24 protein-coding genes and 1 pseudogene are annotated in these 21,600 nt (G+C 67.3%); 17 read left to right on the forward strand and 8 right to left on the reverse strand.

Annotated features, from left to right (window positions below):
* The first annotated feature begins 53 nt into the window (after window positions 1–53).
* The 5 genes from GPA03_RS18915 to GPA03_RS18935 all read left to right on the forward strand — a co-directional run bounded on the left by GPA03_RS18915 (window position 54) and on the right by GPA03_RS18935 (window position 8,394).
* A complete protein-coding gene (locus tag GPA03_RS18915; protein WP_162458434.1) occupies window positions 54–1,265 on the forward strand; it encodes a DUF6361 family protein in 1,212 nt (403 codons plus the stop codon).
* Window positions 1,252–3,057: a phospholipase D family protein gene (locus GPA03_RS18920; protein ID WP_156253626.1), complete on the forward strand. Its 1,806-nt coding sequence runs from the start codon at window positions 1,252–1,254 to the stop codon at window positions 3,055–3,057. Before GPA03_RS18915 ends, GPA03_RS18920 begins: the two co-directional genes overlap by 14 nt.
* The gene (locus GPA03_RS18925) at window positions 3,054–6,224 is read left to right on the forward strand and encodes a helicase (RefSeq protein ID WP_156253627.1); all 3,171 of its coding nucleotides are present in this window, start codon (window positions 3,054–3,056) and stop codon (window positions 6,222–6,224) included. The genes GPA03_RS18920 and GPA03_RS18925 overlap by 4 nt, the downstream gene beginning before the upstream one ends.
* 59 nt (window positions 6,225–6,283) lie before the next feature.
* Window positions 6,284–6,985, forward strand: coding sequence for a hypothetical protein (locus tag GPA03_RS18930; protein ID WP_206673644.1), 702 nt, complete (start codon window positions 6,284–6,286; stop codon window positions 6,983–6,985).
* Window positions 6,986–7,098: 113 nt separating this feature from the next.
* The gene (locus GPA03_RS18935; protein WP_206673645.1) at window positions 7,099–8,394 is read left to right on the forward strand and encodes a DUF6884 domain-containing protein; all 1,296 of its coding nucleotides are present in this window, start codon (window positions 7,099–7,101) and stop codon (window positions 8,392–8,394) included.
* Between the two features lie 132 nt (window positions 8,395–8,526).
* Here the strand turns inward: GPA03_RS18935 and GPA03_RS18940 are convergent, their stop codons facing one another.
* The 4 genes from GPA03_RS18940 to GPA03_RS18955 form a co-directional block, all read right to left on the reverse strand.
* Entirely contained in the window at window positions 8,527–9,114 is a 588-nt protein-coding gene (locus GPA03_RS18940) for a DUF6642 family protein (protein WP_421958434.1), read from the reverse strand.
* Between the two features lie 40 nt (window positions 9,115–9,154).
* Entirely contained in the window at window positions 9,155–9,484 is a 330-nt protein-coding gene (locus GPA03_RS18945) for a hypothetical protein (protein WP_156253629.1), read from the reverse strand.
* Complete coding sequence (locus GPA03_RS18950) at window positions 9,477–10,229, reverse strand: DUF6308 family protein (protein ID WP_156253630.1); 753 nt, start codon at window positions 10,227–10,229, stop codon at window positions 9,477–9,479. The genes GPA03_RS18945 and GPA03_RS18950 overlap by 8 nt, the downstream gene beginning before the upstream one ends.
* A 190-nt stretch (window positions 10,230–10,419) precedes the next feature.
* A complete protein-coding gene (locus GPA03_RS18955; RefSeq protein WP_156253631.1) occupies window positions 10,420–11,148 on the reverse strand; it encodes a DUF6994 family protein in 729 nt (242 codons plus the stop codon).
* 98 nt (window positions 11,149–11,246) lie between these two features.
* Here GPA03_RS18955 and GPA03_RS18960 point away from each other — a divergent pair, with 98 nt between their 5' ends.
* The 10 genes from GPA03_RS18960 (at window position 11,247) to GPA03_RS19005 (ending at window position 17,297) form a co-directional block, all read left to right on the forward strand.
* Window positions 11,247–11,717 carry a hypothetical protein gene (locus GPA03_RS18960; protein WP_156253632.1) on the forward strand — a complete coding sequence of 157 codons (471 nt, stop codon included), beginning with the start codon at window positions 11,247–11,249 and terminating at the stop codon, window positions 11,715–11,717.
* Window positions 11,718–11,995: 278 nt separating this feature from the next.
* Window positions 11,996–12,808, forward strand: a complete 813-nt coding sequence (locus GPA03_RS18965; protein ID WP_156253633.1) for a DUF7662 domain-containing protein — start codon at window positions 11,996–11,998, stop codon at window positions 12,806–12,808.
* Between the two features lie 404 nt (window positions 12,809–13,212).
* Window positions 13,213–13,419 (forward strand): hypothetical protein, encoded by a 207-nt coding sequence (locus GPA03_RS18970; protein WP_156253634.1) that lies wholly within the window; start codon window positions 13,213–13,215, stop codon window positions 13,417–13,419.
* A complete protein-coding gene (locus GPA03_RS18975) occupies window positions 13,416–13,622 on the forward strand; it encodes a hypothetical protein (RefSeq protein ID WP_156253635.1) in 207 nt (68 codons plus the stop codon). Before GPA03_RS18970 ends, GPA03_RS18975 begins: the two co-directional genes overlap by 4 nt.
* A gap of 77 nt (window positions 13,623–13,699) precedes the next feature.
* Window positions 13,700–14,140, forward strand: a complete 441-nt coding sequence (locus GPA03_RS18980; protein WP_156253636.1) for a helix-turn-helix domain-containing protein — start codon at window positions 13,700–13,702, stop codon at window positions 14,138–14,140.
* Complete coding sequence (locus GPA03_RS18985; RefSeq protein WP_241681384.1) at window positions 14,137–14,544, forward strand: HepT-like ribonuclease domain-containing protein; 408 nt, start codon at window positions 14,137–14,139, stop codon at window positions 14,542–14,544. Before GPA03_RS18980 ends, GPA03_RS18985 begins: the two co-directional genes overlap by 4 nt.
* Window positions 14,545–14,638: 94 nt before the next feature.
* Window positions 14,639–15,448 carry an isocitrate lyase/PEP mutase family protein gene (locus GPA03_RS18990; RefSeq protein ID WP_156253637.1) on the forward strand — a complete coding sequence of 270 codons (810 nt, stop codon included), beginning with the start codon at window positions 14,639–14,641 and terminating at the stop codon, window positions 15,446–15,448.
* A gap of 54 nt (window positions 15,449–15,502) precedes the next feature.
* Window positions 15,503–15,802 carry a hypothetical protein gene (locus GPA03_RS18995; RefSeq protein ID WP_194239543.1) on the forward strand — a complete coding sequence of 100 codons (300 nt, stop codon included), beginning with the start codon at window positions 15,503–15,505 and terminating at the stop codon, window positions 15,800–15,802.
* 230 nt (window positions 15,803–16,032) lie between these two features.
* Window positions 16,033–16,701 (forward strand): hypothetical protein, encoded by a 669-nt coding sequence (locus GPA03_RS19000; protein WP_156253638.1) that lies wholly within the window; start codon window positions 16,033–16,035, stop codon window positions 16,699–16,701.
* Window positions 16,695–17,297 (forward strand): hypothetical protein, encoded by a 603-nt coding sequence (locus GPA03_RS19005; RefSeq protein ID WP_156253639.1) that lies wholly within the window; start codon window positions 16,695–16,697, stop codon window positions 17,295–17,297. The genes GPA03_RS19000 and GPA03_RS19005 overlap by 7 nt, the downstream gene beginning before the upstream one ends.
* Before the next feature lie 584 nt (window positions 17,298–17,881).
* Here GPA03_RS19005 and GPA03_RS19010 read toward each other — a convergent pair.
* The 3 genes from GPA03_RS19010 to GPA03_RS19020 are packed head-to-tail and all read right to left on the reverse strand — an operon-like array spanning window position 17,882 to window position 19,834.
* Window positions 17,882–18,340, reverse strand: a complete 459-nt coding sequence (locus GPA03_RS19010) for a hypothetical protein (protein WP_156253640.1) — start codon at window positions 18,338–18,340, stop codon at window positions 17,882–17,884.
* Window positions 18,341–18,356: 16 nt separating this feature from the next.
* On the reverse strand, window positions 18,357–19,508 hold the full coding sequence (locus tag GPA03_RS19015) for a hypothetical protein (RefSeq protein WP_156253641.1): 1,152 nt from the start codon (window positions 19,506–19,508) through the stop codon (window positions 18,357–18,359).
* The gene (locus GPA03_RS19020) at window positions 19,505–19,834 is read right to left on the reverse strand and encodes a hypothetical protein (protein ID WP_156253642.1); all 330 of its coding nucleotides are present in this window, start codon (window positions 19,832–19,834) and stop codon (window positions 19,505–19,507) included. Before GPA03_RS19020 ends, GPA03_RS19015 begins: the two co-directional genes overlap by 4 nt.
* Window positions 19,835–20,091: 257 nt before the next feature.
* Between GPA03_RS19020 and GPA03_RS23075 the strand changes: the two are divergent.
* Window positions 20,092–20,319: pseudogene (locus GPA03_RS23075) on the forward strand (DUF1016 N-terminal domain-containing protein); the annotation flags it as partial.
* 18 nt (window positions 20,320–20,337) lie between these two features.
* Window positions 20,338–20,691 carry a PDDEXK nuclease domain-containing protein gene (locus GPA03_RS23080; RefSeq protein WP_277755259.1) on the forward strand — a complete coding sequence of 118 codons (354 nt, stop codon included), beginning with the start codon at window positions 20,338–20,340 and terminating at the stop codon, window positions 20,689–20,691.
* A gap of 30 nt (window positions 20,692–20,721) precedes the next feature.
* On the opposite strand, the gene GPA03_RS19030 is transcribed toward GPA03_RS23080, so the two are convergent.
* The gene (locus tag GPA03_RS19030) at window positions 20,722–21,579 is read right to left on the reverse strand and encodes a carbohydrate ABC transporter permease (RefSeq protein ID WP_241681400.1); all 858 of its coding nucleotides are present in this window, start codon (window positions 21,577–21,579) and stop codon (window positions 20,722–20,724) included.
* Between the last annotated feature and the right edge of the window lie 21 nt (window positions 21,580–21,600).

Genomic DNA, 21,600 nt, shown 5'->3' on the forward strand with positions numbered 1-21,600 from the left:
ACTTGCTTCCTCGATCCACCGCCTGGGCGTGCGTCCGCACTAGGTTCCCATGTATGCCGTCTCTCCTCGCCTGGCTCGACACGACTGAAGATGAGCAGCGCGTATCCCGCGAGCTGATGTCGCTCTTCGTCGAGCCCGAGGGCCGCGACGAGCTCGGGATCGGGCAGGTCCGTGACGCGTTTAGCGAGCTGCTCTTTCCCGGCACCACGACCCTGCTCACCCGAGCGCGGTACTACCTGCTGGTGCCGTGGTGCTATCGCGACGGTCGCGCCCGCGGCACCTCCGGTGAGGAGTGCTTCCGGATCGGCCAGCGGCAGGAGCGGGACCTCATCGGCGCCCTCCGCCACGAGCTCCAGCCGGGAGAGACCGGGCTGATCGGGGCCACGCTCGGCGCCAACGTCCGCAATCTGCCCTCCGTCTACTACTGGGGTGGCCTCATCCGCTTCGGGATCCTGGCCAGCGGCGTCGATGTGCACCATCTCGGCCGCCACCAGCCCGACACCTCGGAGGCGACCGAGCTCGCCGAGCGGGCGGTCACCGACTGGGATCCCACGCTCCCCAGTCCGCCTCCCCGACGCGAGGGGGAGGACGGGTTTCCCTGGCGGATGCCCGGCGGCTTCCGTCTCACGCCCGAGGAGTCGCAGTACCTCACCGAACGCATCGTCCGGAGCGTCCCCGACACCGCCCTCGCGGCACTCCTCCTCCGTGACGACCCGCTCCCCGACACGCGGTTCGCGTGGGACTTCCTCGACGACGGCGTGCCCCACCTTCGCCACGCCCGGCTGTTCTCCGCCGCGATTCACGGCGCGCAGATCCTCTACAACCTGCTCGTCGCCGAGCGATACGTCGCGACCCCGGACCTCGACCGCTACGACGTGGACATCCTGGACGAGTACCGCACCCTCCTTTACGACTGGGCGGACGAGCTTCCTGCGGCCGACCTCGCCACCTGGGACGTCCCCGAGATGTGGCGCACCGTCACCGGCGTCAACCCCCGCATCGCCCCCGCCACCAGGGCCTTCATCGACGCGTGGATCACCGCAGTCCGGACCGACCCACAGCAGGTGGCGGACGACCCCCGGCTCCGGAACGCCGTCGAGAACCGCGAGCGCCGCAAGGGCAAGCGGTCGCGCTTCGCCAACCGCAAGCTCCTCGCTAGCTGGCCCCGCGACTCGGGCATCGGCCGGCTCGACTTCCGCTGGTCCACCGTGAAGCGGATCGTCGACGACATCCACCAGGGCAGGACGATCGATGCTGCGGCCTGACGACCGGACGATCCTCCTCGACAGCTTGCGCCCGCCCGCCGGCTACGTGCTCGACGCCGCCGTCGCCACCACATTCACGCTCAGCCTGCCGGCCGCGGTGCTGCCGCCTCTGGCCTTCAGCGCGTTCGCGATGAGCTCCTCCGCACCGGACCCTGTCGCGCTGCTCCAGGCGATCCGTAGCGCCGCGGACAAGGTGGACATCTTCTGCCAGGCGGGCGCTGTCGCGATCCCGCCCGCGCCCTACGACCTGTTCGCGTTCCTCGAGCCGATGATCCATCAGGTGCGGCGGCCGCAACGCGGGCTGTTCCACCCCAAGGTCTGGGCCGCGCGCTTCACGGCCGATGACGCCGCACCCTGCTACCGCGTGCTCGTCCTCACCCGGAACCTCACCCACGACCGCACCTGGGACCTCGCCGTCCGCCTCGACTCCGCCGAGGTCGGCACCCGCCAGCCCGCCAACGACGGCCTCGCCTACCTCATCGCGAGCCTCCCCGACATGGCGCTCGCCCTCCCCCGGAGACGTGCCGACCGCGTGCGCCGGCTCGCACGCGATCTGCGAAGCGTGTCGTGGCAGCCCATCGACGGCGTCTCCGACCTCACGTTCCATCACCTGTACGACGGGGGGCCGGTGCCGTCGTTCATGGGCGGGCGGCACCTCGTGGTGTCGCCGTTCGTCGACGACAACGGTCTGCAGCTCCTGCGGTCGGCGCGGCGTGACACCGTCCTCGTGTCTCGCGAGGAGGAGCTCGACACCCTCAGCCCGGAGACACTCTCCGGCCTCGAGACCTATGTGCTCAGCTCGAGCCTCACCGAGGCCGACCCCGACACGGACGAACCGTCCACGCTCGGGAGCCTGCTCGGCCTGCACGCGAAGCTGGTCATCGACGAGGACCCAGCCACCCGGGGACGGCGCGGTCCTGTCTCGATGTACGTCGGCAGCGCCAACGCGACCTCAGCCGCATGGGTCGGCGGCAACGTCGAGCTCATGCTCCAGCTCGACGGCGCACGCCAGGACCTGGGCGTCGACGCGCTCCTCGACCCCAGGACCGGCTTCGGGGCTCTGCTCGAGAGCTATGCCACCACGGGCGGCGCCGAGCCCGATCCCGAGGACGAGGAGCTCCGTCAGCTGGAGAACCGCTTGCGCGCGATCGCCGAGATCCCGCACACGGTGACCGTCGCTCCCGACGAGCAGGGCACCCACACGCTGACGGTCACCGCAGCGCGCCCGTACCGACTCGAGAGCGGCTGGACCTGCATCGTCTACCCATTGACGCTTGCCCAGCGAGGCGGCGGCAGCCCGATCGACGACGCCACCTTCCACCACGTGGGGACGACGGAGGTCACTCCGTTCGTCTGCGTCTCGATCACCTCGGAGTCGGGCGCGAGCGCCGGAACGGTGCTGCTGGCCAAGCTCGTCGGCGACCCTCCCGACCGTCTCGACCTCACGCTCGCCGAGCAGCTCAGCACGCCCGAGAAGTTCCTCCGGTTCCTGCTCCTCGTGCTCTCGCTCGGCAACCCGCACCTTCTCGCACAGCTGCAACGGGCAGGCGCCCTCGCAGGTGACGTGACGACGTCGCTCGTGGACCTGGGGACCGGGCCGGGGATCCTCGAGCTGGTCTTGCGTGCTCTCGCGGAGCGGCCAGAGTCGCTCGACGACCTCGCGGCGGTCATCGAACGCCTGCACGATCGCCGCGGTCCCCACGGTGAGCCGATCCTGCCTCCGGGGTTCGAGGCGTTGTGGTCCGCCGTCGAGGAAGCGCGGCGAGCGCTCACCTCAGGAGGTGCTCGGTGAGGTACTCGGCCGAGCCGGTCCTGGATGGTCTGACAGCGTTCCAGCGGCGGACCGTCGACCACGTGATCGAGCAGCTCTACGGCGTCGGCGCGGACCGGCTCCTCGTGGCCGACGAGACCGGGCTGGGCAAATCGATGGTGGCGCGGGGTGTCATCGCTCGCGCCGTCCAGCACCTGCAGGACGTCGACAGCGTCGAGCGCATCGACGTGGTCTACGTCTGCTCCAACCTCGACCTCGCCAACCAGAACATCCGGCGCCTGCAGGTGACGGACGACGACGTCATCCCCTTCGCGAGCAGGCTCACCCTCCTCGGCAAACACTCCGCCGAGCTCTCGCGGCCGACGACGGACCACAAGCCGGTCAACCTCGTGTCGTTCACACCCGGGACGTCGTTCGACCCGAAGTCCAGCACCGGCTCTGCCGAGGAACGAGCGATGCTCTACCTGCTGCTGGAGCAGCTGCTGGAGCTGCGGCGGGCGCGCACGACCGCCGGGCTGCGCCTGCTCCAGGTCGGCGTACGGAGTTGGCGACGCTTCAAGGGCCGTGTCGACGACCTGACACGCGAGCTGCGCGACCACGGCATCGACCCGGCGATCGTCGCCACGTTCCAGACGCTGGCGAGCGAACGAGGCGAGCTCGCCAGCTTCGAGGAACTCGTGCAGCGCACGGTCGGGCACGACGCCGTGCCGGCGGACCTCCACGGGCCGAGCCGGGCGCTGGTCGGTGCGCTGCGCCGCACCCTCGCTGAGGCGAGTGTCGCCACCCTCGAACCCGACCTGGTGATCCTCGACGAGTTCCAGCGGTTCCGGCACCTGCTGAGCACAACGAACCCGGCCGGTGAGCTCGCGCACCACCTCTTCGACTGGCCGGACGCGAAGGTGCTGCTGCTCTCCGCCACGCCGTACAAGCCGTTCACGTACGCGGAGGAAGGTGCGGAGGAGAACCACGAGCGCAGCTTCCTCGAGGTGCTGGACTTCCTGACCACGGGTCGATCGGACGTCTCGACCGAGGCGGTGGCGGGCGAGCTGCGGGAGTACCGAGACGCCGTCGTACGTGGCCGACCTGCAGCCGACATCACGCAGCGCCTGCAGCGCTCCCTGCTCAGGGTGATGACGCGTGCGGAGCGCCCGCGCAACGAGCACGACGGGCTCCGGGAAGTGGTCGCCGGGGCGCTGCCCATCACCGCCGAGGACCTCGTGGGATACGCGCAGCTCCATCACGTGGCGCAGAGGGTGCGACAGGATCGCGACGGCGCCCTCGTCTCCGCCCCGTACTGGAAGAGCGCACCGTACTTCGCGACGTTCTGCGAGGGCTACCGGCTCGGGACGCGGCTCAAGGAGGCGCCGGCCGAGGCGGTCGATGCGTTCGGGCGGCTGCCGCAGGTGCGGCGCGACGACCTGGAGGGTTTCCGGCCGATCGATCCGGGCAACGCACGCATGCGCCATCTCGTTGACACCACGATCGGCGAGGGGTGGTGGCGACTTCTGTGGGTGCCGCCGTCGATGCCGTACCTCACGCCTGGTCGACCGTTCGTTGACGATGACGGTCAGCCGGTCTCGATGACCAAGCGGTTGGTGTTCTCGTCTTGGACGGCGACGCCGTCGGCGGTCGCGAGCCTGCTGTCCTATGAGGTCGAGCGATTGGCCGCTCAGGGCACCGACGGCAGTCCGTCGAACTACGCCGAGTACACGGCGGCGGCACGGCAGCGGCTACGCCTCCCCTTCTCTTACTCGGTGGCCGATGATCGGCCGTCCTCGATGGCGACGCTGCTGCTGTTCTGGCCGTTCCCCGGGTTGGCGGACATGGCCGATCCCCTGCGCCTGGTCGCCGAGGCCGGGGGCGAGCCGCTGACGCGGCGCCAGGCGTGGGAACGCGCGCGACCGGGTGTAGCTCGAGCCGTGGGTGGGTCCGAGGATGTCTCGGAGGACGCGTCGCCGCTGCTGGAGGCCGAAGGGGAGATGCGTCCCACGATCTGGCGCGCGGCCTTCGCGCGGGCCCAGGCGTGGCCGGAGCTCGCAGATCACGCGATCAGTGAGGTCCTGGTCCCGCTACGACGAAAGGCCGAGGACAGCGAGGACGACGACGCGCCGTCGGACCCGGTGGGTCTTGCCGCCCACATCGCGGCCGCACGCGAGGCGCGTCAGGGGGAGCGCCCTGAGCCGGATGCGGACGCCGTCGATCTGCTGACGTTGGTGGCGCTGCACGCGCCGGGCACCATCGCCTGGCGCGCGCTGGGGCGGCAGCTCGAGGGTGCTGACGTGAGCGACGCGGGCCACTTCCGTGCAGCCGCCGTGCTCGCCAACGGTCTGCGGTCCCTGTTCAACCGCCCGGATGTCACGAAGCTGATCGAACGCGTGACGGACCCCGGCCCGTACTGGCGACGCGTCCTGCAGTACACGGGACGCGGCAATCTTCAAGCGGTGCTCGACGAGTACATCCACCACCTGCGAGCGGATCAGTTCGCAGCACCGTTGACCGACGAGTCGCTCATGGAGCTGGCGACGACGGCCGCATCCGCCGTGAGCCTGCGGTCCTCGACGTACCGAGCTCTCGACCTCGCGGACGTGCACGGGCCGGGTCTGGCGTTCACGCCGAGGTTCGCGCTGCGCTACGGCGGCCGCAAGCAAGACGCCGAGGATGCACGGCAGCCGGAGGTGCGGCGGTCGTTCAACAGCCCGTTCTGGCCGTTCGTGCTGGCGTCGACATCGGTGGGGCAGGAGGGCATCGACTTCCACTGGTGGTGCCATGCGGTGTTCCACTGGAACATCCCGCCCAACCCGGTCGACTTCGAGCAGCGCGAAGGCCGGGTCGATCGATACCGCGGGCATGCGGTGCGGAGGAACGTCGCGGAGAACCATGCCCGCGAGGTCTTGCGAGCTCCTGGGACGGATCCGTGGGCGACGGCGTGGAGGCTAGCGGCGCATGACGAGGAAGGGTTCACGCCGTCGTGGGTGTATCCCGGCAGCGCACGCGTGGAACGGCACGTCGCGCCGTACCCGCTCTCGAGCGACGAGCCGCAGTACGACCGGGTGAAGGAAGACGTGGCGCTCTACAGGCTCACGTTCGGACAGCCTCGGCAGGAAGACATGCTCACGCTGCTGAAGGAACGTGGGCTGGGGGACGATCGCGCTTCAGCTGAAGCCCTGCGGGTGCGCTTGGTGCCATAGTCCGTGTGACGAGGTTCGAGCATGCGAGCGGTCGATGGGCTAGAGAGGGAGAGGCGAGCATGACGCCGCAGGACGTAGGGGAGGAAACAGTGGATCCCTCGCGCATCGAGATCGGTTCCACCACCGTTGGTGCCGTCATGGCGGATCTTGCCCGCCACCGTTCGGTGTTTCACAGCGAAGCGGATCTCCAGTTCAGCTTCGCGCAGACCGTCGAGAGGTTGTCGTACGGCCGGGTTCGGTGTCGGCTGGAGGCCCCGATCAGGGACCCAGAATCTGGACGGACTACCTACCTCGACCTCCTCTGTCTCGCCGAATCTGGCGACGTCGGGATCGAGTTCAAGTACTTCACCCGCTCGTGGACCGGATCGGCGCAGGGCGAGACGTACTCGCTGCGCAACCATGCCGCGAGCGACCTCGCCCGGCTCTACTTCGTCAGTGACGTGAGTCGATTGGAGGCCCTCACGGCGGCGCGCTCCTGCCAAGGCGTCGCCCTCATGATGAGCAACGAGCCTCGCCTCTGGCAGCCTCCGGGCCCGCGCGCGCGAGCTCGGAACGACCGGGCCTTCGGCATCCATGAGGGCGCATCACTCTCGGGAGAGCTTCGATGGGGGAACGGCTACGCAGCCAATACCCGGACACTGCGAGGCCGCTACGACGCCGTCTGGCGCGACTTCTCCGCACCCGACCCGGGAGTACCCGGTGGCACTTTGAGGTGGCTGGCACTCGCAGTGGGCCCTGCGGCGGGGGGTACTGCAACCTGACAGTGCGCAGCCCCGGACCGCCGTCGAGCACGATGAGCGCGACCGCTGCCTGCTTCCGCGACACTCGATCGAACACAGGGCGAGAGCGTCGCGAGTAGCCCACACTCAATGGCGTGGCGGACTGGCAGCCTCTCCGGGAGCTCTTGCAGGGCGTTTCCGGCTCCATCACGCTCGGGTGGCACGAACTCGACACGCTTGTCGGCGGTCTGCCGCCCTCGGCCTCGCGCTACCGGGAGTTCTGGTCTAGCGACAGGAGCACCTGGCGAGGCTTCAGAGTCAGCGACGTCGACGTAGGCGGCTCCGTCACGTTCACTCGCGGCGTCGGCGTTGATGGGCAGCTCCCGACCACCGTCTCCGAGCACCGCGAGTTGCCAGGCTCGAATCCGCGCAGGCTGGCAGCGAGCACGAGAGCGGATGTCGTGCTCGTCAGCTGCGCCAAGTCCAAGGCAGATCACGAGGCACCCGCGGCTGACCTCTACGTGTCGCCGTTGTTTCGGTTCACACGCGCGTACGCCGAGGCGACTGGCAGACCGTGGTTCATCTTGTCTGCGAAGCACGGGCTGGTCCGTCCCGACCAAGTGCTGCAGCCTTACGACCTCAACCTCGGCGACCTTGATCGAGGGTCGCAAGGAACGTGGGCACGACAGGTCTCCGACGACCTTGCGCTCGCCCTGGATGGACTGGCCGGCGCGGTGATCGAGATTCACGCCGGTGAGACATACACCCGCCACCTCCGAGCGCGCCTGCTCCGGGCCGGCGCCTTCGTCGGGGAACCACTCCACGGGCTCACGCTCGGCGAGCGGCTGGCGTGGTACTCCAACGCAGACCGGGAGAGTGTCGAGTCGGCCGCGGTCCCCGAAGGGCTGCTGCAACAGGACGAACTCGTTCGCCGGCTGACGAATCACGCTTACGCCCGCACCCCTGCGGAGGTTGTGGCAGGTGCGGATGCCGCACTCCTCCAGCCGGGGATGTATAGCTGGTGGGTAGACGCCGCCGGTGCGCGTGAGCTGAGCCAGGGACTGGGCCACGAGATAGCACCGGGACTGATCTACGCGGGCCTGGCAGGGGCGACAAGACGGCGGAGTCAACGTCGGTCGAGCAACACGCTGCGCGGGCGGCTCGTCGGAATGCACCTGGGAAGTAGGTACCGGTTCTCCACCTTCCGCTACAGCCTGGGTTCAGTGCTGGCCTGCGCCTGGGAAGCTGACGTGATCGATGAGCAAGGGCTGACGTCTTGGATGCACGACCATCTGCGTGTCGTGGCTGTTCCGGTCGCCGACCCTGACGCTCTTGAGGGTCTTGAGGACCGAGTCCTGGAGATGCTCGACCCGCCCTTGAACCTCAGCAAGGTCCGTTCAACACCTACACGTCGGAAACTCACGGAACTACGCCGCCGCCACAAACGCTGATCGTACGGCTCGCAAATTCGTTCACGATCGTGTGCGTCAGCCTACAGACCGCTGGACGAGGCCACGGCACCCCCCGTGCGGTCGCTGAGCGATGCCGTTTCGGATGCATTCGGCTGCTCAGGCTTCCAGCCGTTACGGCTTTCGCGACGAAGCGCGCCCAGCCTCATAGATGAATCCCAGTCGACTCACTAGCTCGCTGTGCTCTCGCTCCATGTACTTCGCAGCATCTATGGGTCGCACGTAGTCGACCAGCTTGGCGAAGAAGAGCAGTTCGAAGGCCATGGACTCGAACCAGTCGACGTCCTGGGTGAAACCGCTTAGTAGGCGAACACCTAGCGATTGACGAATTTGTTTCGCAAAGTCGTTCCCGCCGTCGAGCACCGCACATGAACCCAAGTGGAGGCACTTGGCTGTGAGGTCTACCCCTTGAAGCTCACCTCCAAGATCGACCATGGAGATCTTCTTCCGTCCGGTGTAGACCGCACCAGGCGACCCGTGCAGCGCCAGGTAGCCGATTCCGTAACTATCATGCTGCTTCTGTCCCCAGCGCCGGAGTGCCTTGACCAGATCCTCCGGACCATTGACTTGCTGTCGCGCGGCGTCCGCAACCTTGGCCGCCCTCATTGCGTCGAGGATCGGGCTGACCGACCGTACGTCCGTGACCCGAGCGGACCATTGGCCCTCCATTGCCCAGATCCCAGGCTTCCTCCGCCTTGCCATGACTCTCTCCTTCGCTAGCCCGAGCTTGCCGGCCTGCAGGCTATCCACTTGCTGGCTCAGGCGCTCCGCGATCGAGCAAGCCGTGGCGAACCGCCTGCCCAGTTGTCATGAGCACCAGCGTGTAGCTCGCCTCGATGTAGTCGTCATCTTCACGGTAGTGCGGAGATTCGAGATCCTCGGCCGCCTCCTCCAGGGTCTCCTGGGAGATGAAGTCCAGCAGTACGACGCGTTGCCCATTCAACGAACCGACGTAGGGCTCAATCGCTCCGCCGAGCTGGAGATCCGCGCGGAAGTTGCTGACCAGTTGCTCCTCGTCAGCTGTGAGCCAGTTGCCCGTAGCCTCGACACGATCTTCCCCATGGTCATACATCCTCGTCGTTGATGTCGACCGTCTCCCCTGCATCGACGTCACTTCCTGCATCCGTACCGTCCATCCAAATGACGACGTCGAGCACTCGAAGCAGCGAGAGGTTCTGGTCAAGTCCGGCTCGTCGGCGAAGGTCACGGAGACGCTCGGCGAGCGGCCGGTCGTCAAGCGCGGGGTGGGGCGCACTACCGAACTGCGCACAGAGGAACGCCCAGTAGCCAAGGGAGCCGTCCGCGCCGTACTCGCGACCTATGACAGAGTCATAGATCGGGAACAGGTGCGGTCGTTTGCGCGCAAGAAGTTTGCTAGTCCGGACCGGTCCGAAGCTCTGAGCTCGACGCATACGCTGCGGAGCGGCGGCGCCGGCTTTCCGCACCGAAGTCCATAAGCGCGACGCTGCTCCGTCGCGCTCGGTGAGCAAGGTGCGGCCCTCCTCGTTCTCGATCGTTGCGCTATGGGGTATCTGCCGCAGCAGGTCGCTGATCTCGTCGGCGAGTGGCCTCATGAGGATCTCCCGGGCCGCAAATCCGCCGACCGAGACGGACAGCATCGCTAGCGCAAGCAGATCATCGGCAGTGATGCGATCCGCGACCTCGGGCCGATCACCCCCACCGCCGAGCCGCTCGAAGCTCGCACCCGCGTAGTTGCCCTCTCGGAAGTAGGTGATTAGGTGCTGGACCGCTCTATCCTCGGATTCTGGCGTCAGGATCCTCGGAATGGTGCTACCCCACTGTTTGGTTTTCGCCATGCTCCATCCTGGCGGTCGATCAGCGCTGCGTCTTCCATTTACCCGGAAAGGTGCATCGGTACGGATGTCGGTCTTCGTGCGGCTGCCTCACTTGGTACGTGGGGGCGTCCTCCCGCGCGGACAGCCGCGACTGTGCACGCCCTGCTTCCACGATTGGATGCCATCGCCGGCGGGCCGACGATCGATGTGGTTAAGTTTCAGGTCCCCACGACAGGCCGTTCCTTGCGATCCGTACGTTCCTCCTCCGGATGAAGTGCATGCTCGCATCGCGATACGCGAGGTACTCCTCCGGAGTCCGCGGCAGCGGGTCCTGGCCGAACCGCGTGAAGGGAAGGTGGAAGCGCACGGCGGATCCGCCGTCGTCGGTCAGATCCTGCAGCAGGAAGAACTCGACGTAGCCGCGGAAGTCACCGAAGAGCTCGAAGAAGTCGCGATAGCGACTGAGCACCTCGCCGAGTGGCGTGTCTTCGTCTGCGAGGTAGAAGCGTCGGATGCACTCGAGCGTGAGGTCGAACCGATCACGGATGTCCGGATGGACGCCCCGCGCCATGTTGATCGTGTGGCGCCCGTCGACCTTGTTGCTGGGGAAGATCAGCATGCCGCCGATCGTGTAGCCGAGAGTCCTGAACTCCTCGACATCGCGCGGATCGACCTTGGCAATCAGGTCTGCGGTCGAGCGCCAGGTCGCATAGCTGTGCGTGATCGAGTCGCTGCTGAGGAAGAACTCGCCCGCCTCCGAGAGGTGGTACAGGTAGGCCCACGGCGTCGTGGTGTCGAGCGTGAAGACCCTGCCATCGGGCAGCGGCTTGCTCCACAACAGCTGGTGATAGCGCCGAAGCGTCGGGCTGCTCTGGTCCGGGTCGGCCGTCGTGGCGTCGCGCCGGAAGTCGTAGGCGGTGTCAATCGGCCCTGATGCCATAAGTCCTCCATGCCCAATCGCCATTCACTATGCAACACGTCCGGCCGCGCGGGGCCTACGCCAGCGTCATGTCGGTGCGGGCACCTACCGTCTGGCAGGTGCAAACACTAGTCCTGCGCGATGGATCAGTGATCGGGCCACCACCGCTTCAACTCGGCTCTGGGCTCGGCCCCGAGGTTGTGGATCCGGTCGCTCGCGCCCTCACTCAAGCGCTCTTCGACGGGGAGTCGCTGCTCGGCATCGTTCGGCTTGTCTCCGACGGCGAATGGGAGCTGCTCTGGGTCGCTTCGGAGCACCACCTCTCTCGTGTCGCCTTTGGTCCGACGCGTGAGGACGCCCGGATCGTCAGTGTCGGATACGAGCACCTGAGCGCTGGCATCGTTGACCTGACGCTGACCTCGGGGGAACGGATCCTCCTTGGTGAACCGGAAGATCCCACGGACTTCGAGGACCACCGCGGTGTTCAGCTCACCTACTTCATGCGCCTTCCGGCGGGCTCAGACGGCCACCGGGTCTTCGTCGATCCCGAACCGGTCGGCTCGTACCGCTGGGCACTCTCCCGAAACTGAACAACGCAGCGCGTCCCAGTGCGCCGACCTCAGCGTGGTTCGTCAGGTCGAGGTCGAAAGCGGCGGACACCGCGTTGCCCGCCAAGCCCCGCAATGCGCCGTACTTCTCACCGAGCCCGCCGACCTCGAATACTGGTGGCCGCCCGCGAAACCGGACCCCGACGCCACCCATTGGTGATTCGCCGAGCCAGCACCACAGGCGGGACCGAAGCAGGCTGGTGCAAGACCGACGGCAGGGCGGCTGCGGGAACGTCGGAGCGCGCTGCCATGATCAGGACATGGCCAACTGGCAACCACTGCGCGACCGGCTCGAGGGCGTCCAGGGCTCCATCACCCTCGGCTGGGACGAGATCGACCGACTGGTCGGTGGGCTACCGCCGTCGGCGTTCGAACACACAGCCTTCTGGGGTGGTTCTCGGCCCGCGTGGGCAGGATTCCGGACACGTGAAGTCCGCGTGGGGGGCGAGGTCACCTTTGTGCGCACGCCACCGACTCCCGGTGGCGCCACAACCGACGACCGCCGTAGCCCCGGTTCGTTCGCCGCTGCCAGTGAGATTCGCTGGGTGGGCACGCGCGAGGGCCAGGCCATATGGGCCGATGTCGCTCTCGCCGTGCTCATCGGCGTGGCGAGTCATTACGGCGGCGTCATCTCCTACTCGGATCTAGGAGAGCACGTTCAGGAGCGGTCAGGTCTTCGAACCCGAGTGCCCCTGCGCAACTGGATCGGCGGCATGCTGGCAGAGGTCGTCCATCGCTGCCACCGTGAAGGCCTACCGCCACTCACCTCGCTCGTTGTTCACAAGCATGACGGGCAGGTCGGTGTGGGCTATGACGAGGTCCTGACGGTGCAGGGAATCGCGCCAACAGATGATCAGCTCGAGCGCGAAACCTACGCCGCCGAGGGCCGGCTCGCCTGCTACCGCCGCTGGGCCAACGATGTGCCGGCCAACGCCACGGCCACTTTGACGGCGAAGTTCGAGCGCAGCGTGCAGTCGCGACGCCGCCGCTCGGCCACACCAGCACCTCCAGCTGTCTGCCCAACATGCTCGATCCAGCTACCCGCCTCCGGTGTGTGCGACGACTGCAGCTGACTGGCGGGGCGACAGTGGTGACGTTGCGGAAGCCGAGGCGGAGCCGCGGAGGTTCCGTTCGGCCGTAGATCGCCTTTGTCGGTCCCTTACTGGCTGAGACCACTGCGGCCAAGTATCGATGGTGCAGTCGCTGGAACATCGAGCGAAACCGACGTTCGGAGACTCTTCCCCTAGCGTTACTGACCAGCCGCATGCAGCGCTCGCATCCGCCGCCGAGCAGTACCTTTGGTCAACGCTTCATCCACCGCTCAGAGAGTCGACCATGGATTACGAGATCGAGCTGATCAGCGACGGAGGTCGGAGTTGTCGGTAACGCGGGCGACCCGGCCGACTTTGAGGCGTGGTACTCCGACTCCCTCTCGTCATCCCCGCAGCAGCGGGCCTGGGAGATTGCCCGGCGGCGCGTGGCTGCGCTGACAGAGGCCGATCCGCCGGCGTTCCCTGGTCTTGTTAACGGCGGTGCAACGCCGTTCGGGCATGAGGACAGCATCAGCGGGCCTCTGGAGTCCTTGACGGCGATCGCCGAGCGAATCGATCCCAAGACCGACGGATTCAGCCTCGAACGTGACGACGCCGCCATCGCGGCCACCTTTGGTGGTTTGTTCTCATGAGCGAAGCGATGATCGCCGACGAGGAGGAGGTGTACCGATGGTTCGCCGATGGCCGCGCATATCTGTTCATGGTCGATGCCTACGAGCGCCAGTACGGCCTGTCGGTGATGCCTTCGTTGTTCGGTGAGTATCGGCGTCGGCATGGTCTGACCCACGCTCAACCGGACCAGTGGCTCGAGGACGTAGGAATCGAGACGACCTAGAAGAACGCCGACGGGCCCGGGCGGGTGGGCCATCGAAGCGGCACGACCGATCAGGGCTAGCGCGATATGATGATGATATGAACACGGTGCTCGCGCTGCGTCGTGAGGCGGGGCTCACTCAGGATGAGCTGGCAGCCCGTTCCGGTGTCGCCCAGCCGAACATCGCGGCGTACGAGGCAGGGCGGAGGAAGCCGTCAGCAGCGATGCTCGCACGGCTGCGCCAGGCAGCCTCGCCCTTGCCGCGCGACGCTGTTGCTGCGAAACGTGAGGCTCTCGTTGCCCTCGCGGAGAAGTTCCACTTCGAGAACGTACGGATCTTCGGCTCGGTCCGTCATAGAGCGGACACCCCTCGAAGCGATGTGGACCTGCTGCTCCACGTGCCATCGGGGACCGGTCTGATGACGATCGCAGCATTTGCGCTTGAAGCCGAGGAGCTCCTTGGTGTGAAGGTCGACATCGTCACCGAGGGCGGACTGCGGACAGACCATCCGATCCTCCGTGATGCGGTTGCTCTGTGAGCGAGGACGCCGCAGCCGCCATCGCCGTTGGGCGCTCCTACGGAGCCAAGACGCTGGAAGCGCTCCACGAGATCGTGCGGATCACCGACCTGGGCATGCAGCTCGCATCACGCGGGCACGATTGGTACACCAACGACTCTGCGAACGTCCCCGGACTCGCGGCAGAGGCTCTCATCACCAAGCTCGGCGAGAACGTCAGCCGCGTCAGCGCACCCTTCGAGGCCGACCACCCCACGGTGCCGTGGAAGGTGATCAAGGACATGCGGAACCGTCTCACCCACTACTACGAGGCGACCGACTACGACGTCGTCTGGTCGACGATCGCCTCCGACTTTCCGACGATCAACGCCATGGTTCGCCGCTTGCTGGGAGCGTCGTCGGACGATCACACGGCGAGCTCCTGACCTCGGGGGCAGTCGCCCGCTGCAGCCATTGGCGCGCCGGTGCGCCAGGTCTAGGCTGGAGCGCGAGCCGCTGACATCCCTCCCGGAGGTGCTCATGACCGTGCAGGAAGCCAAGGACGTCGAGTTCCATCGACTGCACTCCTCCGGCACCTTCGTGATGCCGAACCCCTGGGACGCGGGCAGCGCGCGGGTGCTGCAGCAGCTGGGTTTCGTTGCACTGGCGACCACGAGCGCCGGCCTCGCATGGACGCTCGGCCGCGCGGACACCGGCGTGACCCGCGACCAGGCGCTCGAGCACCTCGAGACCGTGGCCGGCGCCGTCGAGGTCCCGGTGAACGCCGACTTCGAGGATGGCTACGCCGTCGAGCCCGACCAGGTCTACGACAACGTCCGCCTCGCGCTGGCGACCGGCATCGCCGGGATCTCCATCGAGGACTCCACCCGGGGCGCCGCCGAGCCGCTCCACGGGTTCGAGCTGGCCGTCGACCGGGTCCGGGCCGCCCGTCGCGCGATCGACGACAGCGGCACCGGCGTGGTGCTCACCGCGCGAACCGAGGGCTTCGTCGTCGGGCGCCCCGACCTGGACGAGACCACGCGGCGGATCCGCGCCTTCGTCGAGGCCGGGGCAGACTGCCTCTACGCACCCAGAATCGAGTCCGAGGACCAGATACAGGCGGTCGTGGCCGCGGCGTCACCGAAGCCGGTGAACCTGCTGATCAATGCGCCCTTCATGACCGTCGCGCGGGCCGCCGAGCTCGGGGTTCGGCGGATCAGCGTCGGAGGGACGCTGGCGCGTGCAGCCTGGCGCGGGATGCTCGACGCCGCTCGCGAGATCGGCGACCAGGGCACCTTCACCGCGTTCACCGGGCTGCCCGACGTCGACGGGCTGTTCCGGCAGTCCTGACTCATCTACCGTGCGAGCGGAACGAGAATGGTGCAGACCTGCCACCATGGCTCGATGTCGGACGACTCGAGCACCGCGCAGCAGCTCACCGAGTCCGGGCACCACATCGTCATCAACGGCCGCCGGTGGCGAGCCACGGACCCGTCAATCCCTGCCTCACTCCGCGACGAGCTCGTCTCAGCCCTGATGGCCGCACGCCGAGCGGTCCGGAGCGACGAGAGCGCGCGACCCGCCGTCCACGACGCGAAGGTGGCGCTCGGCGAGCGCGGCGAGCCCTGGTGGGAGCCGACCACGCCGGAGGGCCGGGTGGATTGCGTCCACCACGCCGACCTGACGGCCGGGAGTGGCTCATGACGCGGCCGTGGGGACGAGCGATACCCAACGCCGGATACCGTCGAGCTCCTGTCGGCGGCGCCCGGAGTACATGAAGCGTTGGGCTGAAGCCATCAGCACGAGCTCAAGGATCGATGCCGCAACCTGCCGCCACCACCAGGGTTTTCCACAAGCTGTCGTCGCGTCCGACTTATCCACAGATCCGCCCGACCTGGTAGCGCACCAGCGCGGCCGCACCCGACGCTCGTGGCGTGACAACACTTCACGACGACGTCGAGATCGATCGGACTCAACCTGGGTGGCTGCGCCGGGCCTGGCAGGTAGGCCTGGCGAGAAGGCAAGCGGAGCCGGGCGGCAACCGGTGCGGCATCGGCTTCCTCCTCCGCGGGAGCATCCCCGAGGTCCTCGAGCCGTACATCAGCACCAAGCCGTCGGCGTACGGGACACGCATCCTTCACTTCAACGACCTGGATAGTCCGGCCGCAGTCGCTCTGCTCGCCGCCCTCCCGAAGCCGGCGCTCAGGCAAGACTTGAGCGGCTACGCGCCACCTGCGTCCATCATGCTGAAGATCGTCGCTGACAACCCCGGCACCGTTCGCGCGGGCGGGTCGGTGATCGCTCCGGAACTACCCGGAGAAGCACTTCAGGTGCGGGAACTGACCATCCTTGACCCGGAGCTGCTCAACGGAGTGCCGGATGTCGAGCCCGCCGAGCTGCCCTCATGGATCGACGAACTCACAGCCGAGGACTACACGGAGTACCTCGAATGGCGTCGCAGCTGCCTCGAGCACGGGATCACGCGACAGGCATGGATCCGGGCGGTCGAGCGCTACGGCATCCGCGAGGAACGTCGCAGCCCCTACATGCGCCTGGTCACCGATGCCAAGACCAGCAGCCAAGGAGTGTGGTTCGCGTGGTGATCGACGACGGCGAAGACTGGCTTCTGGACATGTTCATGCCTCCTGAGCCGTTCCGGAGCGGAAATCTGACGCCGGAGCAGGCCGACGACTGGCAAACGCTGACCGGATACGACTCTCAGCGGCCCTACTACTCAAGCAACGGCGTCGATCGCGCCGACGCGCGGCGCCTCCTGCGCAACCTCTCGGACACGCAGCTGTCGGGGAGGTGGAACAGCTCACCTACGGTGGGGACGATCCTGCGCAGCATCATCAAGTACCCACAAGTGCGGGCAAACCAGTCGGCGTCACGGACCATTCCGAAGCCAGACGCGCACGCAGCCTTCAGCGGTGTCCTCATCGACGACCCCGAGCTGATCGCCTTCAGCCCCGATGTCAAGCTCGGTCCGCTCCCACCCGAGATCGGGGACCTGGAGCCCGAGCTTCGGCGCGAGTACTACCACCACCGCGCCGCCTGCATGAGCAGCAGCATCTACCGGCAGCGCTGGTTCGCCGCCCGCCACCGGTACGACCTCCGCGACGCCCTGTCCGTACCTGACGAGATCGACGTCGTCACCGGTCCGAACGGCACACCGGTGCTGCATCTGTGGTGGGACTGAGGTTGCCCCTGCAAGGCGGGGGCATCTCGCCAGAGATCACCCCGACCGGGGTGGAGCTGACCGTGAGCGCCATTGCGGTCGGACTTGAGAAAGGGTGGACCTGTCACGATGGCTCGATGTCGGACGATACGAGACGCGGGCAGCAGCGCACCGAGTCCGGGCATCACATCGTGATCAACGGCCGCCGGTGGCGAGCCACGGATCCGTCGATCCCCGCCGCACTCCGCGACGAGCTCGTCTCAGCGCTCATGACCGCACGCCGAGCGGTCCGGACCGACGAAGGCGCACGACCCGCCGTCCACGACGCGAAGGTGGCGCTCGGCGAGCGCGGCGAGCCTTGGTGGGAGCCGACCACGCCGGAAGGTCGGGTCGACCGGCTGCAACGAGCGGCACGCGCGTTGCTCCGGCATCGGGGTGGCGATGGCGCCGTCACCGTCGAGGAGCTGGCCACCCTCTCGTCGGGTTCCGGCATCGAGCTGGCGGATGCACAGCGGCCTGTCGACGACCTCGCGGCGCTGCCAGCGCGACCGCCGTTCGTTCGTCCGATCTGCCCGCTCAGCCCCGCTGATGCCGGCGGGGCTTGGTCAGGGGTACGCCCGACCGACCGCCTTGCGGAAGTACTCGTTCTGACCCAGGCCCGGGTGGGCGTCCAGCAGCTCCAGCGCCAGCTTGTCGAGGAACGCTTCGGCAGCGGCCAGCAGCTCGTCGTGCGGTACCGAGGCCGTGTCGTTGACGTATGACGCCGAGATCTCGACCCGGTCTCCGACCCGTCGGAAGCGGATGACATCTCCGTTCTCGGTGAACTCGAAGGTCTCCTCTCCGCCTCCAGGTGTCAACGCGGCCGCAATGGTGCGGAGGGCCAGCGCGAAGTCGAGCTGAGGTACCCACTCCCAGCCCGTGGTGCTGAAGTCGGTCTCACCCACCCGGAAGGTGAAGTCGCCGAGGAAGTAGTCGTAGTGAAGCTCCATCTGCGTGACCGTCGCCCAGTCGGGAGCGGGCGACGGGCCGACTTCGACGATCTTTGATGCCAGGCGGATGTCCATGGTGCAAGTCTCCAAGCTAAAAGGGGAAGGCGCTCCAGATCTCACCCGCGTCGTTGACGACGACCCGCAGCCGCGAGGTCGGACGCCCACCACTCACGCCGATGATCCTGCCCAGGTCGACCTCATAGATCGTCCCCAGTCGACTGTTCGTGTTCGGCCGGGTGGCGCCGTATTGCAGTGCTGCCGCGATCATGTTGTTCAGGTCTGTCAGGCTCGTGCCATCGGCAAACTTGCTGACCCTGGAGCTAGTTCCAGCGGTCGGCCAGTGCCTCGCGACGATGTGGTCAAGTCTGGCCTGAGTCAGCCGCGGCGCCGCATTCGCTGCGCCGTCGAAACGGCCCGCGATCCGCATCAGCGTCCCAGCGCTCCCGACCACAGGAACGACACCTGCCAGCGAGATCCCCGCGTTGATCCAGTCGTGCTCCCAGGCGTAGATCGCGGCGTTGATCGCGTCGGCTGGCTCACCAATGACCGGGATCAGACCGAGCAGGTCGAGCTCGTGGTGAGCGGGGTTCTCCTCATGGATCAGCACCTGCGGCAAGGCGGGAGCGTTGCCGCGGTGATCAGCCCACTCAGGCGAGGCCACCGCACTACCCGCTGACGCCGTCGGGACTCGCTCACCCTGAGCTCGCCGGCCGTGCAACCCGCGCAGGGTCTCTTCGCACGCCTCGGAAGCGTGCGTCAGATGCCGCATCAGCGTCGCGTGCTGCTGCAGGAGATCGTCGTTGGCGCGGACCGCCGCAGGATCGTCCCGCCAGTCCACCGCAAGCCCTGCCGAGCTGACGACGGCGCGGCCCACCTGCGAGCGCAGGGCCTCGTCCCGGAACTGCTGGGCGCGGCGCTCGAGGTCGGCGAGCCGAGGACCGAGGACGCTCAGCTCGTGAGCCAGGTGCTCCAGGGCGCGGGACCCGCGCGTGAGCCTGGTATCGACGTCGTCGGCTCTCGCGATCGCCGGGTGCACGAGCGCGTGCACCCGTTCCTGCTCGGGCGCCCGATACCCGACCTCGAGGCCACGCCACGCCTGCGCCACCTCGGCTGCGCCGGCTCCGACGCGTGAGCCGACGGCCCCCATCTCGGCAGCGGCGCGGTCAACGGCGCCCGCATCGATCTCGGTGGACCTGACCGAGAACAGGTTCGGATCGATGAGCCCGTCCGGTGACGTGCTCACGCTCGCAACACTCCTACGACCCGCGCGCCCGACGGCGACGCCGCCTGGGTGCGCAGCGCCATGTCCGCCTGTGCGCTGTCATAACCGACGCGGGCCGCTGCCACCGCGGTGGCGGCGGCGCTGATCTCGTCGGTCAGCCCGTGGACGTCGTCGGTGCACTCCTCGAGCAGCACACCCAGGGCCGCCGCAACACCAAGCACCGCAGGGATTCCACGAGCTACGTCTGCCTCGACGCCGCGCAGTCGTTCTCGCGTGGCCACCGTGCTGAGATCTGCGGTCAGTTCACCGGTCCGGGCCAGCACCCGATCGATCACCGCGCCGTGCAACCGCCATTCACCCACTGGCCTCCCCTTCCACGTGGGACCAGCGTGGTCGAGTGCGCTGGCCCGCCGCCACCGGGGGTCCGCAAGTTGTGGATACTCGTCGGCGTTGGCAGACCCACCGTCGGGATACGCGGAGTGGCTCAGTGAGCTGAAGAGTCGCGTCTACGCTGCCCAGCAGCGCTCAGCTCTGGCTGTGAACACCGAGAGGCTGGCGCTCTACTGGCAGATCGGAAGCGACATCCTGGCCCGGCAGCAAGCGCGGGGGTTGGGGCGCCAAGATCATCGATCGTCTCTCGCACGACCTACGCACCTCGTCTCCTGACCTCGGCGGATTCTCGCCACGGAACCTCAAGTACATGCGTGCCTTCGCGGCCGCCTGGCCCGACCGGGCGTCTGTGCAGCAGCCTGCTGCACAAGTCCCGTGGGGCCACCACTTGGTGCTGCTCGACAAGCTTCCGAGTGAGGATCAGCGCACCTGGTACGCCGGCGAAGGTCGGCGAGCACGGCTGGTCCCGCAACGTGCTCGTGAGGCAGATCGAGAGCCGCCTGCTCGAACGCACCGGCACTACCGTGACGAACTCCGAGAGCTCGCTACCGAACCCGACTCCGAGCTCGCTCATGAATCGCTCAAGGACCCGTTTCGCCTCGATTTCCTCGGCCTGGGGTCCGAAGCGCACGAGCGTGAGATCGAGGCTGCGCTGATCGAGCACGTCACCGACTTCCTGCTCGAGCTCGGTGTCCGGGTTCGCGTTCGCCGGCCGTCAGGTCCATGTGCAGGTGGGTGGCGCGAAGCACTCCAGACCGCACTGCCCACTATCGAGCAGATCGAGCGCGAGCTCGGCGGCGACGCTGCCGGCTGAAGCCCATCGTTGACAGCGCCGGCCCGGCGGTCACTTGATGCCCGTGGTCGCGATCCCCTTCACGAGGAACCGCTGCCCGAACAGGAAGATGAGGAACAGCGGCGCCAGCGAGATCAATGACATCGCGAACATCGGGCCCCAGTGGTTCTGTCCTGTCGCGTCGAGGAACGTGCGCAGCGCGACCGGCACCGTGTACATGTCCGGATGTGTCAGGAAGATCAGCTGGCTGAAGAAGTCGTTCCACGTCCAGATGAAGGTGAAGATCGCCGTGGTCGCCAGCGCCGGCACCGACAGCGGCAGCATGATCCTGAAGAAGATCCTCGGGTGTCCGGCACCGTCGATCCGTGCGGCCTCGTCGAGCTCGCGCGGGATGCCCCGGAAGAACTGCACCATGAGGAACACGAAGAACGCATCGGTCGCCAGCACCTTCGGCGCGATGAGCGGCAGGAACGTGTTGATCCACCCGATGTTCGAGAACAGGATGTACTGCGGCACGATGATCACGTGGATCGGCAGCATGATCGACATCAGCATGATGGCGAACCACAGGTTCTTGAACTTGAAGTTCAGTCGCGCGAAGCCGTAGGCCGCCAACGAGCACGACACCAGGTTGCCGATCACCGCACCCGCGACCACGATCAACGAGTTCGTGATGTACCAGCTGAACGGCCGCCGTAGGAAGTCCCATCCGAAGGCGTAGTTCTCGGTCGTGAACTCGCTCGCCAGCAGACCCGGCTCGCGGAAGATCAACGCCTCGGGCTTGAACGAGCTCGCCACCATCCACAGCAGCGGATAGAGCATCAGCAGGCCGCCGAGGACGAGCAGCACGTGCTTGCCGAAACGCCGCCACGATGCCCGGCGCCTCCCCGCCGCCCGGGCAGCATTCATGAGCACGATATCGGCGCGTGC

The sequence above is a fragment of the Pseudactinotalea terrae genome (assembly GCF_009733845.1).
Classification (GTDB): Bacteria; Actinomycetota; Actinomycetes; order Actinomycetales; family Beutenbergiaceae; genus Pseudactinotalea; species Pseudactinotalea terrae.

Excerpts from the sequence above, each read along its gene's own strand:
- GPA03_RS18915 (WP_162458434.1), top strand. The coding sequence starts at position 54 with ATGCCGTCTCTCCTCGCCTGGCTCGACACGACTGAAGATGAGCAGCGC.
- GPA03_RS18920 (WP_156253626.1), top strand. The coding sequence starts at position 1,252 with ATGCTGCGGCCTGACGACCGGACGATCCTCCTCGACAGCTTGCGCCCG.
- GPA03_RS18930 (WP_206673644.1), top strand. The coding sequence starts at position 6,284 with ATGACGCCGCAGGACGTAGGGGAGGAAACAGTGGATCCCTCGCGCATC.
- GPA03_RS18940 (WP_421958434.1), bottom strand. The coding sequence starts at position 9,114 with ATGGCAAGGCGGAGGAAGCCTGGGATCTGGGCAATGGAGGGCCAATGG.
- GPA03_RS18945 (WP_156253629.1), bottom strand. The coding sequence starts at position 9,484 with ATGTATGACCATGGGGAAGATCGTGTCGAGGCTACGGGCAACTGGCTC.
- GPA03_RS18950 (WP_156253630.1), bottom strand. The coding sequence starts at position 10,229 with ATGGCGAAAACCAAACAGTGGGGTAGCACCATTCCGAGGATCCTGACG.
- GPA03_RS18955 (WP_156253631.1), bottom strand. The coding sequence starts at position 11,148 with ATGGCATCAGGGCCGATTGACACCGCCTACGACTTCCGGCGCGACGCC.
- GPA03_RS18965 (WP_156253633.1), top strand. The coding sequence starts at position 11,996 with ATGGCCAACTGGCAACCACTGCGCGACCGGCTCGAGGGCGTCCAGGGC.
- GPA03_RS18975 (WP_156253635.1), top strand. The coding sequence starts at position 13,416 with ATGAGCGAAGCGATGATCGCCGACGAGGAGGAGGTGTACCGATGGTTC.
- GPA03_RS18980 (WP_156253636.1), top strand. The coding sequence starts at position 13,700 with ATGAACACGGTGCTCGCGCTGCGTCGTGAGGCGGGGCTCACTCAGGAT.
- GPA03_RS18990 (WP_156253637.1), top strand. The coding sequence starts at position 14,639 with ATGACCGTGCAGGAAGCCAAGGACGTCGAGTTCCATCGACTGCACTCC.
- GPA03_RS18995 (WP_194239543.1), top strand. The coding sequence starts at position 15,503 with ATGTCGGACGACTCGAGCACCGCGCAGCAGCTCACCGAGTCCGGGCAC.
- GPA03_RS19010 (WP_156253640.1), bottom strand. The coding sequence starts at position 18,340 with ATGGACATCCGCCTGGCATCAAAGATCGTCGAAGTCGGCCCGTCGCCC.
- GPA03_RS19030 (WP_241681400.1), bottom strand. The coding sequence starts at position 21,579 with ATGAATGCTGCCCGGGCGGCGGGGAGGCGCCGGGCATCGTGGCGGCGT.